Origin of the sequence: Blautia sp. AF32-4BH, assembly GCF_003460565.1 — a bacterium.
GTDB lineage: Bacteria > Bacillota > Clostridia > Lachnospirales > Lachnospiraceae > Fusicatenibacter > Fusicatenibacter saccharivorans.
Genome location: NZ_QTVL01000002.1, coordinates 384,454 through 402,345, shown reverse-complemented (window position 1 = coordinate 402,345; position 17,892 = coordinate 384,454). Strand labels below are relative to the sequence as shown.

17 protein-coding genes, 1 tRNA gene and 1 other annotated feature (1 of these 19 only partly in view) are annotated in these 17,892 nt (G+C 50.3%); of the genes, 14 read left to right on the top strand and 4 right to left on the bottom strand.

The genetic code is table 11. The features are described from left to right. Nucleotides 1-220, top strand: a binding site (T-box leader) (it extends 15 nt beyond the left edge of the window). 100 nt (nucleotides 221-320) lie between these two features. The 11 genes from epsC (at nucleotide 321) to DWZ44_RS04630 (ending at nucleotide 8,807) form a co-directional block, all read left to right on the top strand. After that, complete coding sequence (gene epsC, locus DWZ44_RS04685) at nucleotides 321-1,004, top strand: serine O-acetyltransferase EpsC (protein WP_055227154.1); 684 nt, start codon at nucleotides 321-323, stop codon at nucleotides 1,002-1,004. A 107-nt stretch (nucleotides 1,005-1,111) separates the two neighbouring features. Next, nucleotides 1,112-1,471: a Mini-ribonuclease 3 gene (locus DWZ44_RS04680; RefSeq protein WP_055221333.1), complete on the top strand. Its 360-nt coding sequence runs from the start codon at nucleotides 1,112-1,114 to the stop codon at nucleotides 1,469-1,471. 243 nt (nucleotides 1,472-1,714) lie between these two features. Beyond that, a complete protein-coding gene (rlmB, locus tag DWZ44_RS04675; protein WP_055221331.1) occupies nucleotides 1,715-2,437 on the top strand; it encodes a 23S rRNA (guanosine(2251)-2'-O)-methyltransferase RlmB in 723 nt (240 codons plus the stop codon). Between the two features lie 39 nt (nucleotides 2,438-2,476). Further along, complete coding sequence (gene sigH, locus DWZ44_RS04670) at nucleotides 2,477-3,082, top strand: RNA polymerase sporulation sigma factor SigH (RefSeq protein WP_226906387.1); 606 nt, start codon at nucleotides 2,477-2,479, stop codon at nucleotides 3,080-3,082. 170 nt (nucleotides 3,083-3,252) lie between these two features. After that, a tRNA-Thr gene (locus DWZ44_RS04665) sits at nucleotides 3,253-3,325 on the top strand. Between the two features lie 133 nt (nucleotides 3,326-3,458). Beyond that, entirely contained in the window at nucleotides 3,459-4,013 is a 555-nt protein-coding gene (locus tag DWZ44_RS04660; protein WP_117804330.1) for a hypothetical protein, read from the top strand. Between the two features lie 106 nt (nucleotides 4,014-4,119). After that, on the top strand, nucleotides 4,120-4,686 hold the full coding sequence (locus tag DWZ44_RS04655; RefSeq protein ID WP_117804329.1) for a chromate transporter: 567 nt from the start codon (nucleotides 4,120-4,122) through the stop codon (nucleotides 4,684-4,686). Continuing rightward, nucleotides 4,683-5,279 (top strand): chromate transporter, encoded by a 597-nt coding sequence (locus tag DWZ44_RS04650; RefSeq protein ID WP_117804328.1) that lies wholly within the window; start codon nucleotides 4,683-4,685, stop codon nucleotides 5,277-5,279. Before DWZ44_RS04655 ends, DWZ44_RS04650 begins: the two co-directional genes overlap by 4 nt. Next, nucleotides 5,258-5,551 carry an AAA family ATPase gene (locus tag DWZ44_RS04645; RefSeq protein ID WP_117804327.1) on the top strand — a complete coding sequence of 98 codons (294 nt, stop codon included), beginning with the start codon at nucleotides 5,258-5,260 and terminating at the stop codon, nucleotides 5,549-5,551. The genes DWZ44_RS04650 and DWZ44_RS04645 overlap by 22 nt, the downstream gene beginning before the upstream one ends. A gap of 347 nt (nucleotides 5,552-5,898) precedes the next feature. Next, nucleotides 5,899-7,287: an MATE family efflux transporter gene (locus DWZ44_RS04635; RefSeq protein WP_117804325.1), complete on the top strand. Its 1,389-nt coding sequence runs from the start codon at nucleotides 5,899-5,901 to the stop codon at nucleotides 7,285-7,287. 347 nt (nucleotides 7,288-7,634) lie between these two features. Beyond that, nucleotides 7,635-8,807 (top strand): NAD(P)-dependent malic enzyme, encoded by a 1,173-nt coding sequence (locus DWZ44_RS04630; RefSeq protein ID WP_055267479.1) that lies wholly within the window; start codon nucleotides 7,635-7,637, stop codon nucleotides 8,805-8,807. A gap of 113 nt (nucleotides 8,808-8,920) precedes the next feature. Here the strand turns inward: DWZ44_RS04630 and DWZ44_RS04625 are convergent, their stop codons facing one another. Next, complete coding sequence (locus DWZ44_RS04625) at nucleotides 8,921-10,333, bottom strand: aspartate ammonia-lyase (RefSeq protein WP_117760561.1); 1,413 nt, start codon at nucleotides 10,331-10,333, stop codon at nucleotides 8,921-8,923. 289 nt (nucleotides 10,334-10,622) lie between these two features. Between DWZ44_RS04625 and DWZ44_RS04620 the strand changes: the two genes are divergently transcribed. The 3 genes from DWZ44_RS04620 (at nucleotide 10,623) to pdxR (ending at nucleotide 14,429) form a co-directional block, all read left to right on the top strand. Further along, nucleotides 10,623-11,111 carry an Lrp/AsnC family transcriptional regulator gene (locus DWZ44_RS04620; protein ID WP_022463079.1) on the top strand — a complete coding sequence of 163 codons (489 nt, stop codon included), beginning with the start codon at nucleotides 10,623-10,625 and terminating at the stop codon, nucleotides 11,109-11,111. Between the two features lie 151 nt (nucleotides 11,112-11,262). Continuing rightward, nucleotides 11,263-12,936, top strand: coding sequence for a glutamine--tRNA ligase/YqeY domain fusion protein (locus tag DWZ44_RS04615; protein ID WP_022463080.1), 1,674 nt, complete (start codon nucleotides 11,263-11,265; stop codon nucleotides 12,934-12,936). A gap of 86 nt (nucleotides 12,937-13,022) precedes the next feature. After that, nucleotides 13,023-14,429: a MocR-like pyridoxine biosynthesis transcription factor PdxR gene (gene pdxR / locus DWZ44_RS04610; protein ID WP_055267548.1), complete on the top strand. Its 1,407-nt coding sequence runs from the start codon at nucleotides 13,023-13,025 to the stop codon at nucleotides 14,427-14,429. Nucleotides 14,430-14,526: 97 nt separating this feature from the next. Here pdxR and pepF read toward each other — a convergent pair whose 3' ends face one another. From pepF to DWZ44_RS04595, 3 genes are all read right to left on the bottom strand, one after another. Further along, nucleotides 14,527-16,329 (bottom strand): oligoendopeptidase F, encoded by a 1,803-nt coding sequence (gene pepF, locus DWZ44_RS04605; protein WP_173827511.1) that lies wholly within the window; start codon nucleotides 16,327-16,329, stop codon nucleotides 14,527-14,529. Between the two features lie 82 nt (nucleotides 16,330-16,411). After that, on the bottom strand, nucleotides 16,412-16,783 hold the full coding sequence (locus DWZ44_RS04600) for a hypothetical protein (RefSeq protein ID WP_055267483.1): 372 nt from the start codon (nucleotides 16,781-16,783) through the stop codon (nucleotides 16,412-16,414). A 143-nt stretch (nucleotides 16,784-16,926) separates the two neighbouring features. Then, nucleotides 16,927-17,748, bottom strand: a complete 822-nt coding sequence (locus DWZ44_RS04595; protein ID WP_117804323.1) for a Cof-type HAD-IIB family hydrolase — start codon at nucleotides 17,746-17,748, stop codon at nucleotides 16,927-16,929. Nucleotides 17,749-17,892: the final 144 nt, after the last annotated feature.

Below are 17,892 nucleotides of genomic sequence, written 5' to 3'. Positions count from 1 at the left end.
GGAAAAAGTAGAAAATCAGAATTGTTTCACAGAGAATGGCAGACAAATGGGGCTGGAAGCTGCCTGAAACGAGGGTTTTTGAAGTGCGTCCGGAAGCTGGCCGGGTGAAGCGGAAAAAGTGGGTAGTCCGGCACGGGTCCTGCACGTTATGCAGAAGAAAAGAAGAGGGCAGGTGTGCCCTTAAAGTAAAGTGGAACCACGGAGCTATTTCGTCTTTATCGGAGATGAAACAGCTCCGTTTTTGAATATTACTGTTATGCAGAATGATGGTAAGAAATAAAAATCCGGAAAAGTCCCAGCAGGAGGCAAGGAGAGGAAAGATGAGTTTTTTCGCGTATTTTAAAGAGGAATTTCAGGTGATTCAGGAGCGGGATCCGGCGATACATTCTCCCATGGAAGTCTTGCTGTATCCTTCATTTCGTGTTATGCTGAAGTACAGACGGGCGCACAAGCTATATCTGAAAGGCCATTACTTTCTGGCCAGGTGGATTTCACAGCGGGCAGCGAGAAAAACCGGTATCGAAATCCATCCGGGTGCGACGATCGGAAAGGGATTGTTTATTGATCATGGTTCTGGTGTGATTATCGGAGAAACAGCCATTATCGGAGACAACGTGACGCTGTATCAGGGCGTGACGCTTGGCGGTAATGGTAAGGAGACCGGGAAACGTCATCCGACGCTGAAGGACAATGTTATGGTCAGCGCCGGTGCGAAGATCATCGGATCGTTTACGATCGGGGAAAACTCCAAAATCGGAGCCGGATCGGTTGTGATCGAGGAGGTTCCGCCGAACTGTACCGTCGTCGGCGTGCCGGGGCACATTGTGAAGCAGAATGATGTGCGGATTCCGAGAAAAAGCATGGATCACATTCATCTGCCGGACCCGATTTTCGAGGATATCAAAGTACTGCAGCAGGAGAATACGGAGCTTACGAACCGTGTGCTCGAGCTGGAGGGCGAGCTGCGTCAGATGAGGAAAAAAGAAAGGACAGAACAGAAGTGACGGAAGTGGGCAAAGAGACAGAAAACGAGGAGCTTTTTCCAGAGGCGGTTTTCGGGGAGAAGGATTATCTTTCGGAGGTATTCGGACTGGAACAGCATGACATCCGCATGTATTCGCCGCTTACGCTGGCCTACATCGGGGATGCTGCGTATGAGATCGTCATCCGCACGATTCTGGTGCGGAAAGCAAATATGCAGGTCAACAAGCTGCACCGCCATGCGGCAGGGCTTGTAAAGGCGGAGAAACAGTCGGCGATGATTGAAATTCTGGAGCCGCTGTTTACCGAAGAGGAAAAACAGATTTATAAAAGAGGCAGAAATGCGAAATCTTATACCAAGGCAAAAAATGCGTCCACGATCGACTACCGCCGGGCAACCGGGTTTGAGGCTGTGATGGGGTATCTGTACCTGAAAGGGGATTACAAGCGGATGATCGACCTGATCCGGGCAGGACTTGGCGAAGTGTGAGAGCAGATAAGATTCAGAAAATAAAAAAGAAGCGGCAGGGCAGTGGGGCTTTTGAAAAAGCAAAAGTTCCCACTGCTTTTGGGACCGCGGAACAGGAATGATATGAGAGAAAACAACAGAAACGACAAGAGAAATTTTGAGAGAAGAGACGGAAAAAAACGTGACTTTAAGGGGAAACGAGATTACCGTGACAGAGACAGAAAACAGGAAGTACAGCAGGCGGATGAGGAGTTTACAGGCGGCATGGTAGAGGGAAGAAACGCTGTCATTGAGGCGTTCCGCTCCGGCAAGACCGTGGACAAGCTGTTCGTCCTTGCAAGCAGCCAGGACGGCCCGATCCGCACGATCATCCGTGAGGCGAAAAAACACGATACCATCATCAATTATGTAGAAAAAGAACGTCTTGACGAGCTGTCCACCACCGGAAAGCATCAGGGTGTCATTGCACAGGTGGCTTCCTACAGTTATGCAACCGTTGAGGACATCCTCGCGCGCGCAGAGGAGAAAGGAGAGCCGCCATTTATCCTTCTGCTGGACGGCATTGAGGATCCGCATAACCTCGGTGCGATCATCCGTACCGCAAACCTGGCAGGCGCACATGGTGTCATCGTGCCGAAGCACCGCGCAGTCGGCCTGACAGCAACCGTTGCCAAAACGTCGGCAGGTGCATTAAATTACACACCGGTGGCAAAGGTGACGAATCTGGTGCAGACCATGGAAATGCTGAAGGAAAAGGGCATCTGGTTTGTCTGCGCGGACATGAACGGACAGAGAATGTATGATCTCGACCTCAAAGGACCGATCGGCCTTGTAATCGGAAATGAGGGAGAGGGTGTCAGCCGTCTGGTGAGAGAAAACTGCGACTTCACAGCCACAATTCCGATGAAAGGCGATATCGACTCTCTGAACGCTTCCGTGGCAGCCGGCGTGCTCGCTTATGAGATTGTAAGACAGAGAAGCTGCTAGAAATTGCGGAAAATCACATTACGCTCCGGCGGAAGAAAGATGAAGGATACAAGAGATATGATGGTGAAAGATTACGATACCTGTACGGATGAGGAGCTGATTGCGCGTCTGCGGGCAGGAGAACGCGAGATTACCGATTATCTGATCGACAAATACAAATCGCTGGTGCGGACCAGGGCGAGGGCGCTGTACCTGGTGGGCGGAGATCACGAGGATCTGATCCAGGAGGGCATGCTCGGACTTTTTAAGGCAGTGCGTGACTACAAACCGGGGAAGGAGGCATCGTTTGCCACCTTCGCCGGCCTGTGCATCGACCGTCAGATGTATTCTGCAGTGGCATCGTCCCAGCGCCAGAAGCATCAGCCGCTGAACAGCTTCGTCTCGTTAAGCGAACCGGTTTCCGAGCAAGAGCTGCGCCTGGTGGACGAGGAGACACCGGAGGAGATTATGATCAGCCGGGAAAACGTAATCGGCATGCATGAGCGGATCAAAGAACGGCTCAGCAAATTTGAGTACCAGGTGCTGGAATTGTATCTGAAAGGGTACGATTATACGCAGATTGCAGAAAAACTTGGAAAGCAGCCGAAGGCAATCGACAATGCACTGCAGAGAATCCGCAGTAAAGTGCGGGAGGTCTGTTCGTGAGATGGGAAAACGACCGAAAAAATTACGGCGAATTGTCAAAAGTGCAGAAAAATCTGTGAACAAATAAAAATTTTCAAATTTGTAGAAAAAACTGTTGACAATTCACTATAGTTTTGATAGAATACCAAATGTAGCAAGGAGCTAACAAAAAAACAAAACAACTTGCGAGTGCTGATGTGGCTCAGTCGGTAGAGCGTCGCCTTGGTAAGGCGGAGGTCACGGGTTCGATTCCCGTCATCAGCTTACTAAGAAAGATCCCGGGAAACCGGGATCTTTTCGTTATATAAAAAACAGCAGGAGATGGGCAGGAAGAAAAAGACACTATTACAAAAGGTACAGTTATGATTGTGAGGGAAAAAGAAGATGCGTCATTCGCTTGGGGGAAAGAAAGCTCGAATATAAGGATTCCAAAGGACAGGACTGTTATTTCTATTATTCGAACATTGCCGGAACCGATCTGGATATGCCGTTCTATGTCTGCAATGCCGAGTGTGTCAGCGGCATGAAAAAGAGAGAATCCAAATCGGAGACATTCAGCGCAAATCCGTTTGAATACGAATTCTTATACGCACCGCTCGGGGACAAGGGCGCTTACGCGTACCAGCAGCCGTGGTATGGATTTTCGGTCAACAAAGACAGCGAAGAGAAAGAGATCGCGGTTGAGTTTCTGCGCTTTATGATGCAGGAAAAAGAGATCGACGAGATGGCCAGTATTAAAGGCCTGCCGTCGGTGGCAGAAAACGGAACCGATGAGCGGTATGCGGGGCTTCGGGATGCAAAAAATATTGAGGCAAGTTTTATCAACGACGGCAGCGTGCCGGATTCCATCCGCGCGGCATTGGAGCAGGTCTGCAATGACTTCGGAGCAGGCGTGTACGGCAATGCAAACGAGGCAGTGCAGGCGTTTGTGGAGCTGTGTGCAGAGAAATAAGATAGGAAAACGAGAAGAGCGACTCATTTGTGAAAACAATTGGGTCGCTTTTTGGTGCCAAAGATGGTAGAATAGGTACAACAGAAAAAATGAGGTGAAGAAAACAATGGAGTCAAAACGTAAGGTACTGCAAAAACTGTTCCTTTCCACGCTGTATCTGAGCGCATTTACGTTCGGCGGCGGTTATGTGATTGTGACGCTGATGAAGAAGAAATTTGTGGATGAGTACCACTGGATTGAGGAGAATGAGATGCTCGATCTGGTGGCGATTGCGCAGTCATCGCCGGGGCCGATTGCGGTGAATGGGGCGATTGTTGTCGGGTATAAACTGGCGGGGATGATTGGTGTGCTGGTTTCGATTATTGGAACGATTATTCCGCCGTTTCTGATTATCTCTGTGATTTCGGTCTGCTATCAGGCGTTCCGGGATAATTTTTTCGTGAGCCAGATGCTCGAAGGAATGCAGGCAGGCGTCGGAGCCGTGATTGCATCCGTGACGTATGAGATGGGAGCCGGGGTTGTGAAAGAAAAAGATCCGCTGTCGCTGGTGATTCTTGTCTGTGCGTTTGCAGCAGCCTGTTTTTTCAAGGTCAACGTGATTTATATTGTACTGGTCTGCGGTGCCATCGGTGCGGTGCGGACGATTCTGGCGAAACGGAGGGGTGCGAAATGATTTATTTTCAGCTATTTTTAAGCTTTTTCCAGATCGGCCTGCTCAGCTTCGGCGGAGGCTATGCGGCCATGCCGCTGATTCAGGGACAGGTGGTGCAGGGACACGGCTGGCTGTCGATGTCGGAGTTTACGGATCTGATTACCATCTCCCAGATGACGCCGGGGCCGATCGCAGTCAATTCGGCTACGTTCGTCGGAATTAAAATCGCTGGTGTTCCGGGCGCACTTGCGGCAACGTTTGGCTGTATTCTGCCGTCGTGTATTCTTGTCACATTGCTTGCGAAACTCTATTTAAAATACCGTGAAATGGCAATGCTCCAGGGCATCCTCCGCTCCCTCCGCCCGGCGGTTGTGGCGATGATCGGTTCCGCAGGGATTTCAATTCTGGTCACGGCGTTTTGGAGCAGTGAAGGAGATACCGTGATCCGGCTGGCGCAGACGAACTGGAGTCTTGTCGTGATCTTTATCATCAGCCTCATCCTGCTGCAGAAAGGCAAAAAGAACCCAATCTTTGTGATGGTACTGGCCGGGGTGATGAAGGTGGCAGTGGCGCTGGTGGAAAAATTTGCGGCATGCTGTGGGACGATTTTTTAAATTCAAAGGTGAATGCTTTTCAGGACGTATTAAACTCAAAAATATATATCGATAAAACAGGATTGCTGGAATACACCAACAGTGTGATTGACACAACATCGAAGTTTATCTGCAACAGCCGCCCCAGAAGATTTGGAAAATCGATCACAGCGGATATGATGACTGCGTACTACAGCAGAGGTCTGGATACAGAAGAAATGTTTGAAAAGCTTAATATTGGTCAGGCGGCAAATCAGAAAATACAGGATGAATATCAAACAGCAGATTCTTAATAGGGAAGGTAAACATAGTGTTATACATTATTTTTGATTTTATAATGGCAGTAATTATGTTTATGTCACTTCCTTTTATTATTGGAATAATGGTAGATATCCGCTATCAGGGAATTGGGTGCTTTGCGGCATGGGTAATATGGGGAGTTATGTTTATCTTATTGTTGAGGCTGTTTAATGCTCTGAAATTAAGATGTCAAAAAAAGCCAGAAAAAAGATAAAAAGGATCTTTCTTTCTAAACATGAATCGTGTATAATAAACATTACTGTTCGGGGCCTGCCTGGAGAAATCCAGAAAGGCTCCGATTTATGTCATTTATTTTATACAGCAAGAAAAGGGGGAAACCATGCAGAAACACAGAAAATTTATTGGGAACAAACGGTTTTACCTGATGGTGCTTGGCGTTGCGATGCCGATTATGATTCAGAACGGTATCACCAACTTTGTCAGCCTTCTCGACAACATCATGGTAGGACAGGTCGGCACCGAGCAGATGTCCGGTGTTGCGATCGTCAATCAGCTTCTTTTTATCTATAACCTCTGTATCTTTGGAGGCGTGTCTGGCGCAGGAATCTTCACTGCGCAGTATTTCGGACAGGGCAACGACGAGGGTGTGCGAAACACCTTCCGCTTCAAGCTCTGGATCGGCGTGATCCTGACGGCAGCGGCAATCACTATTTTCCTTGGTGCGCACGAGCCTCTGATTCGTCTCTACCTGACAGGCGATCAGGGAAGCCAGGACATGAATGCGACATTAGCCTATGGCATTTCTTATATGAAGGTCATGCTGGTAGGACTCCCGCCGTTCCTGTTTGTGCAGCTTTATGCCAGCACGCTGCGCGAATGCGGCGAGACAATGCTTCCGATGAAGGCCGGTATTACCGCTGTCTTCGTTAATCTGGTTTTTAACTACATTTTAATCTACGGAAAATTCGGTGCACCGCAGCTCGGCGTTGTCGGCGCGGCAGCCGCAACGGTGCTGTCCCGTTACGTGGAGATGGCGATTGTGCTGATCCGCACGCATGGAAACAAAGAAAAATATCGTTTTACGAAGCATCTGTACCGCACGATCCGTGTTCCGGCGGCTTTGACGAAACAGATCCTCATCAAAGGAACACCGCTGATGCTGAACGAAACGTTCTGGGCCGGCGGCGTTGCGATCCTGATGCAGTGTTACTCCGTGCGTGGACTGAATGTCGTAGCCGCGATGAATATCTCCAACACGATCTCGAACCTGTTCAACGTCGTTTTCATCGCACTCGGCGATTCCGTTGCCATCATCGTCGGACAGCTCCTCGGAGCCGGAAGGATGGAAGAGGCAAAGGATACCGATACGAAGCTGATCACGTTTTCTGTATTACTCTGTATTGTGATCGGCGCGCTGATGGCGCTCGTGGCTCCGCTCTTCCCACGCCTCTACAACACGACGGACGAAGTACGCCACATGGCGGCAATCTTCATCGTGGAAGTGGCCATGTTCATGCCGGTCAATGCATTCCTGCATGCAAGCTACTTTACCCTGCGCTCCGGTGGAAAAACGATCATCACGTTCCTGTTCGACAGCGTATTCATCTGGGTTGTCAGTGTGCCGGTGGCTTTCTGCCTGAGCCGTTTTACCGGACTTTCGATCTACGCAATCTACTTTATGGTTATGTCGGTTGACCTGATCAAGTGCGTGATTGGATTTGTCCTTGTCAAGAAAGGAGTCTGGCTGCAGAATATTGTGGCGGAGTAAAGAAAAAAATCTGTCTGTTTTCCAGTCTGAAAAGGATGGGAGGCGGGCAGATTTTTTGCTTTATAAAAAACTTTGTTGAATTTTACTGTAAAGCAAAAAAAGCCCTCCGGGCAGGATCGGACTGCGGCTGAGAGAAAGAAAAAGAGTATTTTTGATAAAATTTCGCAAATGAAGCAGCCGTTTTTGGCGGAAAAGTAGAAATTTTTTCATTAATCAAAACACCGGTTGAAATTTAGAGAACGCTTGTTATAATAGGGGTGCAGCGAACAGACATCCCGTGTGACGCGTGAATCTCTCTTCCTATTATTAATGAGACGCAGTCACACATGAAATGGAGGAAAAAAGCGATGGATTACGCAAAAGAATCATTAAAAATGCACTATGAATTACGCGGAAAGCTTGAGGTCACTTCCCGGGCGGCCGTAGATACAAAAGATGCCTTGAGTCTTGCCTATACACCGGGTGTGGCGGCGCCGTGCCTGGAAATTCAGAAAGATGTCAACAAGAGCTACGAGCTGACCAGAAGATGGAACACGGTAGCTGTTGTTACAGATGGAACCGCAGTTCTCGGACTTGGAGATATCGGCCCGGAGGCCGGCATGCCGGTCATGGAAGGAAAATGCGTGCTGTTTAAAGAATTCGGTGGTGTCGATGCAATCCCGCTCTGCGTGCGCAGCAAGGATGTGGATGATATTGTCAATACCGTGCGTCTTCTCGCAGGAAGCTTCGGCGGTGTCAACCTGGAGGACATCTCCGCACCGAGATGTTTTGAGATCGAGAAGAAATTAAAGGAATGCTGTGATATTCCGATTTTCCACGATGATCAGCATGGAACAGCCGTGATCACACTGGCCGGTGTCATCAATGCGCTGAAACTGGTTGGAAAGAAACTGGATGAAGTCAAAATTGTTACCTCAGGAGCCGGTGCAGCCGGAATCGCCATTATCCGCCTGCTGATTTCGATGGGTCTCAAAAACGTCATCATGACAGACCGCAAAGGTGCGATTTACGAGGGACGCGACGGCCTCAACCCGATCAAAGAGGAGATGGCGAAGATCACAAACTACAACCATGAGAAGGGCACGCTTGCAGAGGTAATCAAAGGAGCCGATATTTTTATTGGCGTTTCTGCGCCGGGTACGCTCACTCCCGATATGGTACGTACGATGGCAAAAGATCCGATCATCTTTGCCTGCGCAAATCCGACGCCGGAGATTTTCCCGGACGAGGCGAAAGCAGCAGGAGCAGCCGTTGTCAGCACAGGAAGAAGCGATTACCCGAACCAGGTCAACAACGTACTCTGCTTCCCGGGCATCTTCCGCGGAGCGCTCGATGTGAGAGCATCTGATATCAACGATGAAATGAAGGTCGCAGCAGCTTACGCAATCGCAGGCCTGGTAAGCGATGAAGAGCTGAACGCAGACTACATCCTCCCGGCAGCCTTTGATCCGCGTGTCAAAGATGCGGTGGCAGCAGCCGTTGCAGAGGCAGCAAGAAAGAGCGGCGTAGCGAGAATTTAAACAGAGTTTGATACAAAAGAAAACGACAGAAAAAGGCTTCCCGGACAGCAAGGAAATCCGGGAAGCCTTTTTGCGTATCGTTAAGAAATTATGAAAGAAAGCAGCAGTTACATTCAGCCAGCCAGATCGTCTTCTGCCGGCAGTTCCGGTCCGGTCAGAGCGTACGGATCGAGAATGTCGTCGAGCTGTTTCTGTGTCAGCAGTTCGTCTTTCAGAACCAGAGAAGTAACACTCTCGCCCGTCTTCAGCGATTTCTTTGCAATCGAGGCCGCTTTCTGGTATCCGATATACGGGCAGAGCGCCGTTGTGATGCCGACACTCTTCGAAACGAGATCCTCGCACCGTTTCTCATTTGCGGTAATGCCGAGAATACAGTTCTTCACAAGCGTATTCACAGCGCCTGTCATCGAGGTGATGGAAGAGAACAGGGAGTAGAAGACAACCGGCTCAAACGCGTTCAACTCCATCTGGCCAGCCTCAGCCGCCATCGTGATTGTGGTGTCGTTTCCGATGACATGGAAGGCAACCTGTGTCACAACCTCCGGGATCACCGGGTTGATCTTGCCCGGCATAATCGAGGATCCGTTCTGCATCGGCGGCAGGTTGATCTCGCCGAATCCGGTTCGCGGTCCGCTGGACAGCAGGCGCAGGTCGTTGCACATCTTGGAGAGGTTGACGGCGCAGGTCTTTAACGTGTTGGAGATCGTCACAAATCCGTCGAGGTTCTCCGTCGCGTCAAACAGATCGTCCGCCTGCATCAGCGGATAGCCTGTCACAGCAGCGAGGGTCGGCACGATGTGGTGGAGATAGTAATCGGAAGCATTGATCGTCGTACCGATGGCTGTTCCGCCGAGGTTCAGGGTGAACAGCTCTTTTCTGGCGCGTTCGATCCGGCGGATATCACGCTCGATCATCGTTGCGTAAGCGTGGAAGCTCTGGCCGAGACGCATCGGAACAGCGTCCTCAAGCTGGGTTCTTCCCATCTTTAAAATGTGGTCAAATTCCTGGGACTTATCGAGCAGTGCTGCGTGGAGTGACTCGAGCGCATGCAGAAGATCCGGGAGCAGATCGAGCACGGTCAGTTTTCCTGCACTTGGGATAACGTCGTTTGTGGACTGTGCCATGTTGACGTGGTCATTCGGGTGGACAATGGTATAATCACCCTTGGCGCCGCCCAGGATTTCGATGGCGCGGTTTGCGATGACTTCGTTTGCGTTCATATTAGCACTCGTTCCGGCGCCGCCCTGGATGCCGTCAACGATGAACTGGTCTTTTAATTTGCCGGCAATGATTTCATCACAGGCATAGATAATGGCAGCCGCTTTTTCCTCCGGCAGTCTCTGTGCTTCGCGGTTGGAGATGGCAGCTGCCTTTTTAATTTTCGCCAGATTCTGGATCATGACCGGGTGGATCGGCGTTCCCGTGATGGGGAAATTCCGTTTTGCCCGCAGGGACTGTACCCCGTAGTAGGCGTCGGAGGGGACTTCAAGGGAACCAATGGAATCTGCTTCAATTCTTGTTTTCATAATAATCTCCTTCTTTCTGCACGCATTGAGTTGTGTATATTGTCTGAAACAATTCTTGCTTTGCCTTTCGATACCGGAAGAATAACACCAGGGCAGAAATTTGTAAATACCGCCGCCGAAGAACTGTGGAATTTTATTTATTTTTGCATTTGATTTTAAATACCAAGGGAAAGAGGCACTTTTACTTATTTTTCGAAAGCAGTTTCCGCGAGGACACGTTTTCGTAGACAAAAAACGGCGAACGTGATATGCTGAACAGTATAAAAGTGAAAAAACAGGAGAGCAGCGTATGAAACATGAAAAAAGCAAGAACGATGCGATGCGCCATGAGCTCGATCACATCGATGCAAAAATCCTGAATCTTCTTCGGGAAAACGCCAGGATGCCGCTGAAAGAAATCGCGGAACACGTATTTTTATCCTCCCCGGCAGTTTCCGCCAGAATTGAGCGGCTGGAGAAGGAAGGCTACATTACAGGATATCAGGTCAAATTAAATCCGGCGCTTTTGGGATATCCGATCAAAGCGTTCATCAACCTCGAGGTTGAGCCGGTTCAGAAAAAAGAATTTTATCCCTATATTGAAAAGGTCCACAATGTCGTGGAATGTAATTGCGTTACCGGTGATTACTCCATGCTCATTGAGGGCCTTTTTGTTAGTACCATTGAGCTCGACCAGTTTATCGGCGAGCTGCAGCATTTTGGACGGACGCGGACGCAGATCGTGTTCTCGACCTCCGTGGAGCACCGCCAGGTGACCGCACACGAGGCAGAAGAATAGGCACCGGTCCGCTCCGGCGGCTTTGTGTACCGAAAAAAATGCTTTGCAGGAGAATGCTTTTGTGTTATAGTGATAGAATACACAGAGCATTTTGCGCCCTTTTCGGGGCAGTGCTCCAAACGAAAAGATTCGAGGGAGGCCTGACCTTATTATGGAAGAAAAAGAAGTTGTTTCCAAAAATTTTATCGAGCTTGCGATTGACAAAGATCTGGCAGAGGGCGTTTACGACCATGTCTGCACACGATTCCCGCCGGAGCCAAACGGCTATCTTCATATCGGACATGCAAAATCCATCCTGTTAAACTACGGTTTATCACAGGAGTACAACGGAGAGTTCCACATGCGTTTCGATGATACAAACCCGACGAAAGAGAAAACCGAGTTTGTTGATTCCATCAAAGCCGATATCCAGTGGCTTGGTGCAGACTGGAAAGATCATCTGTACTACGCATCCGATTATTTCCCACAGATGTATGAGGCAGCCGTAAAACTGATCAAAAAAGGAAAAGCATTCGTCTGCGATCTGTCCGCAGAGGAGATCCGTGAGTACCGCGGAACCTTAACCGAGCCTGGAAAAGAGAGCCCGTACCGCAATCGTTCCGTAGAGGAAAACCTGGACCTGTTCGAGCGCATGAAAAACGGCGAATTCGAGGACGGAAGCAAAGTACTCCGTGCGAAAATCGATATGGCATCACCGAACATCAACATGAGAGACCCGGTTATCTACCGTGTAGCCCATATGCATCACCACAGAACCGGCGATACCTGGTGCATCTACCCGATGTACGACTTCGCGCATCCGATCGAGGACGCCATCGAAGGCATTACCCATTCTATCTGTACGCTGGAGTTTGAGGACCACCGTCCGCTGTACGACTGGGTTGTACGCGAGCTGGAATATCCGATGCCGCCGCGCCAGATTGAGTTTGCAAAGCTGTATCTGACCAACGTGGTTACCGGAAAACGTTACATCAAAAAGCTGGTAGAGGACGGCGTGGTAGACGGCTGGGATGACCCGCGTCTCGTATCCATCGCAGCACTCCGCCGCAGAGGCTTTACACCGGAGTCCATCAAGAAATTCGTAGATCTGTGCGGTGTATCAAAAGCAAACAGCTCCGTTGACTATGCGATGCTGGAGTACTGCATCCGCGAGGATCTGAAGCTGAAAAAAGCCCGTACCATGGCAGTCTTAAATCCGGTGAAACTTGTCATCGACAACTATCCGGAAGACCAGATTGAGATGCTGGAAGTACAGAATAACCTCGAGAATCCGGAGCTTGGCAGCCGTCAGGTACCGTTCGGAAGAGAACTGTACATCGAGCGCGAAGACTTCATGGAGGAGCCGGTCCGCAAATACTTCCGTATGTTCCCGGGCAATGAAGTCCGCCTGATGAACGCATACTTCGTCACCTGCACCGGATGCGAGAAAGACGAGAACGGAAATATCACCGTAATCCATGGAACGTACGATCCGGAGTCCAAGGGAGGAAATTCCCCGGACGGAAGAAAAGTAAAAGGAACAATCCACTGGGTAGCAGCAAAGACCGCTGTCAAAGCAGAGTGCCGTCTGTACGAAAACCTGATCGACGAGGAGAAGGGCGTTTACAACGAGGATGGTTCCATGAACTTGAATCCGAATTCCCTGACTGTATTAAAAGAGTGCTATCTGGAGCCGTCTTTAAAAGATGCGAAAGCATATGACAGCTTCCAGTTTGTCAGAAACGGATTCTTCTGTGTAGACGCAAAAGATTCCAAAGAGGATGCGCTGGTGTTCAACCGTATCGTATCTCTGAAGAGCTCTTTCAAGCTGCCGGCAGCGAAATAAATAAGAATTTTGAAATGGAACAGAGCAGCCGCCTGGATGAAACCGACATCCCAAGCGGCTGTTCTTTTTGTCAGGGAGATGGGAAGATGAATGAATTGACGATTTCGCTGGATCCGCATCGGAAGACACCGCTCTATGAGCAGATCTACGGTTTTATCCGCGAGGAAATCCGCGGCGGACGGATCCGTGCAGGGGAGCGGCTGCCGTCGGCGCGGGCGCTTTCGGGCTATCTGTCGGTGAGCCGGAGTACCGTGGATCTGGCGTATGAGCAGCTGGTATCCGAAGGGTATCTGGAGAGTGTGCCGTGCAAAGGCTACTTTGTCTGTGAGATTGAGGGGCTGTACCGCCTCGATGAAAAGAAAGAGGAGACAAAAGAGGATGATGCCGCGGAACAGATGCCGTTCCGCTACGATTTTGCCGTGACCGGTACGGCGCCGGGCGGATTTCCGCAGAACAGCTGGAAGAAGATCTCGAAAGAAGTCCTGCTGGACGCAGATGACAGCCTGTTCCAGCTCGGGGATGCGAAGGGCGAGCACGGTCTTCGGGAGGCAATCCGCGACTATCTGCACCACGCACGCGGCGTGAACTGCCGCACGGAGCAGATCATCGTCGGAGCGGGAAATGATTATCTGCTGATGCTGCTTTCGGTGATCTTAGGGCGTGGCCATAAAGTGGCGATGGAAAATCCGACCTACATCAGTGCCTACCGCTGTTTTGCGAAGCTTGGCTATGCGATGTGTACGATTTCGATGGACGAAGCGGGCATGCGGCCGGCGGAGCTGGAAAAAAGCGGGGCGGATCTGGCGTACATCATGCCGTCGCACCAGTTCCCGATGGGCATGGTCATGCCGATGAAGCGGCGGATGCAGCTCCTTGCGTGGGCATCGAGGGAAAATGGGCGGTATCTGATTGAGGATGATTACGACAGTGAATTCCGCTACAAGGGCCGCCCGATCCCGGCACTGCAGGGCAATGACACAGAGGGAAAAGTGATCTATCTTGGAACGTTTTCGCGGGCGATTGCGCCGTCCATCCGCATCAGCTACATGGTGCTGCCGGAGACGCTGCTGCCTGCCTACGAGGAGAACGGAAGATGCTTTTCCGCGACAGTTTCGAAGACGGACCAGAAGATTCTGGAAGAGTTTATGCGGAGCGGCGCGTTCGAGCGCCATCTGAACCGGATGCGTGCACAGTATAAAGGGAAACACGACCTGCTGATCCGGCTTCTGAAGGAGTTTGGGCGGGAGTACACGGTGTCCGGCGAGAATGCGGGCGTCCATGTGCTGGTCCACCTGCCGAGAGGACTCTCCGAAGCGGAGGCGGTGCAGCGGGCAAAAGAGGATGGTGTGCGCGTGTACGGGCTGGAACGGTACTGCATCGGCGCTGCCGCAGATCCCGCACAGGGCGGCACAGTGCTGCTTGGGTACGCCGGGCTTTCTGAGGAGGAGATTGCAGAGGCAGCTGCGATTCTGAAAAAGTGCTGGAATGCGTGAAAAAAGATATGAAAAAAACGGATTGCTTCGCCAGTAACAAAAACTGACGGAACAATCCGTTTTTACTGTTTGATAGAGAGTTACAATGCGGACAGGATCAGCAGCCCAGCTCTTCGGTCAGCTCGCAGATCTCATCGATGATCGATCCAATCGTCTCGATCGTATCGAGAAGCGGTGCATCCGTCGAGATATCAACGCCGGCCATTTTTGCCAGCTCTTCCGGTGTCTTCGTGCTTCCGGCGGTCAGTACCTTTTTCCAGTCATCGACAGCGGTCTGGCCTTCGGTTTCGATGCGCTTGCAGACCTGTGTGGCAACGGTCAGTCCGGCGCTGTAGGTGTAGGAGTAAAGTCCCATATAGTAATGCGGCTGGCGCATCCAGGTGAGCGCTGCGTCATCGGAAATTTCCACATCATCGCCCCAGAACTTCTGCAGGGTCTCTTTCATAATGCTGCTTAACGTCTCAGCCTGTACGCTGTCGCCGGCATCGATGAGCTTGTAAACCTCGCGCTGGTAAGCAGCCTCCATCAGATGGGTGACGAAGTTATGATAATATGTGTTGCTGATCATACAGCTTAAAACCCAGCGGCGGAACCGTTTGTCCGGGGTCGTTTTCAGCAGATAATGAGCCATAAGAAGCTCGTTCATGGTAGACGGCGCCTCGACAAAATAAGAGGAAACCTCGGTATCGAGAATCGCCTGTGCGCCGTTGCAGAGACGGAAATGGCCGGCGTGGCCGAGTTCATGCGCCAGCGTGAAAACATCTGCCATGCGGTTATTCCAGCTTAAGAGAATAAAGGAACCTTTTCCGTACGGGCTGGCACAGAAGCCGCCGGTGGATTTTCCCTGGTTCTGTGCAAAGTCAACCCAGCGTTTTTTGTAGGCCTCCTGAATCATGGAAACGTAATCATCACCGAGAATGGCAAGACCTTTTTCGATGTACTGTTTTGATTCCTCGATCGTGACAGACGGATCGTACTCCGGGTCGACGGCGATTTTCAGATCGGCGAAGGTCATGCGGTCAAGGTTGTGAACCTTTTTCAGCAGGCGGGCATATTTGCGCATATGCGGAGCCAAGCGGGTGGTGATGAGATCGATCTGGCGGTTGTACAGCTCACGGCTGACCTGCTGCGGGAACAGCAGAGAATCGATGACGGAATTGAAGCCGCGCAGCGTGGCCATGGTCTTTTCTGTCTGCAGCTGGGCATTGTAAGCAGCTGCCGTTACATTTTCGTACTGTCTGATTTTTGCAGAAAAGGCGGAGAATGCACTGCGGCGGATATCGGTGTCTTTTTCGTATTCGTAATTATCTTCAAACAGGGAGTAGCCGAGCGGATATTCTTTTCCGTTTACGGTGAAAGAATCAAATTTCATATCGGCAAGCTTTGCCATGTTGTAGATCTGGTACGGAGCCGAGAAGGTCTGGGACAGAGCGGAAATGGCACGTTCGGTTTCCGGGCTCAGGCGGTGTGCCTTGTTGCGGAGAATCTCGGCGAGATAGCAGCGGTTCGTATCTGACTGCTGCATGGCCTCGTTCAAAACATCCTCGGACTGTTCGGAAAGCTCGCTCTCGATAAAGGTGAGACGGCTGAAAATCTCAGAGATCAGGCTGTTGATGCGGTCGTTGCGCGTCTGGTTTGCGCTGTTGTAATAGTCGACAGAGACGGCGAGATCGCAGTAGTTGGCGGTCAGTGTGATCAGACGGTAGACCTCCTGGTAATCGTCGAGGCAGTGGTTGATCGTGGCTGCATCGGTGAGGTTTCCTTTGTAGGATGCTTCCATAGAAAGACTTAATTCTTTCATTTTCTGCGCATCAGCCAGCATGGCCTCCTCGGTTGGATAAATTAAAGACAGGTCCCAGGTAAGTTCTACAGGAACGTCATCGCGTTTTGCAAGTTCCATAACAATCTCCTTTCCATAAAAAAGGGGAGGTTTCCCTCCCCAGGAATTACTTCCTTATGTTTCTATATTCTGTTTTTGGGTTTTATTCTGTGGTTACTTCGCTTTCTTCCTGTGGAGAAACTTCACGATCCGCACAGCTTTCTTTTTCAGCGTCTTCTTCTTCGGACTCTGCGGTTTCGCTTTCAGCTTCTGTATCAGCTGTTTCGGAACCTTTATTGCAAGCTGCAGATTCCGGATCCGGTGCAGCATCCTCCGCACCTTTCGTTTTCGGAAGGGTCGTATAAGTACGTTCAGCAGGAGCAGGCTCTTCCTCTTCAAATTCGTCTTTAAAATCGTCAAAATCTGTTTCAAGATCTGCTTTTCCTTTCCGGATAAAATAGACTGCCGCACCGCAGGCTGCGCCGACAGCGGCAGAAGCCAGAGTAAGCAGAATACGTTTTGATTTCCGTGACATCTCGATTCAAGTCTCCTTTCAAATGCCGTCCTTTGAAACTATTGTAATACAGTTTCAACAAAAAAGAAAGTAAAATCTTACAGAATTCGGAAAAAGTGCCAAAGAAAACAAGAAAGAGAAGGTTTTCTGACACAGAAACAGAATCAGGCAAGGATAAACTTACGAAGAATCTCCGCCACGCCGCTGTGATTGCAGTCGTTTTCCGTGATATAATCGGCACTCGCCTTTACGGCATCGGTCGCATTTTTCATGGCGGCACCGACGGCAGCGGCCTCGATCATCGAAATATCATTTTCCTGATCTCCGGCAGCCACGGTGTTGGCAAGCGGAATCTGAAGAAGCTCGCAGAGTTTTTTCACGGCATGGCCCTTGGAAACGTGTTCCGGGACATGCTCGAGATAATGCGGGCTGGAGTAGAACATCGAAATTTTTCCTTTTGCCCACGGCTCCATGGCAGCGCGGTAAGCGTCCATTTTTGCACGGTCGTGGAGATCAATCACGATCATCTTGCACGGCTCCTTGGCGAGGTGTTCCGGCAGAAGCGGATCCTCCACAACGGGAATGTGGATTGCCTGCGTGTAAATACGCGTTTCCTCGCCCGCATGGCGGCAGAGAAGAGAGGTGTCGGAGTAGGTGTGGCAGTAGAGGCCTGCCTCCTGCGTTTTTTCGAAAATCACGCGTGCATATTCGAGCGGAATCGTGCGGCGGTGCAGCGTTTTTTGCGCAGCACAGTCGTAAATCAGTCCGCCGTTGAAAGCGATGGCATAGCAGCCTTCGCGGTCAAGTCCGAGCTCTTTTAAGATCGGCAGAAAGCCGGAGAGCGGGCGGCCGGTGTTGAACACAATTTTGTGGCCGGCGGCAAGTGCCTCTGAAATGGCATCCATGTTTTCTTTTGTCACCTGCTTTTCGGAATTCAGCAGGGTATCGTCCATATCGGTAAAAAATATTTTCACAGTCTGATTCATATTCTCTTTTTTTCCTTTCCAAGAATCTGAAAAACAGCTTCATTTTATCACAAAGTGCAGGAAAAGAAAATATGGTTGCGCAGGGAGAAAATACAGGATATAATGATTGCGGACAAGAAGAGAGAGAAGAAAGAAAATCGAAGA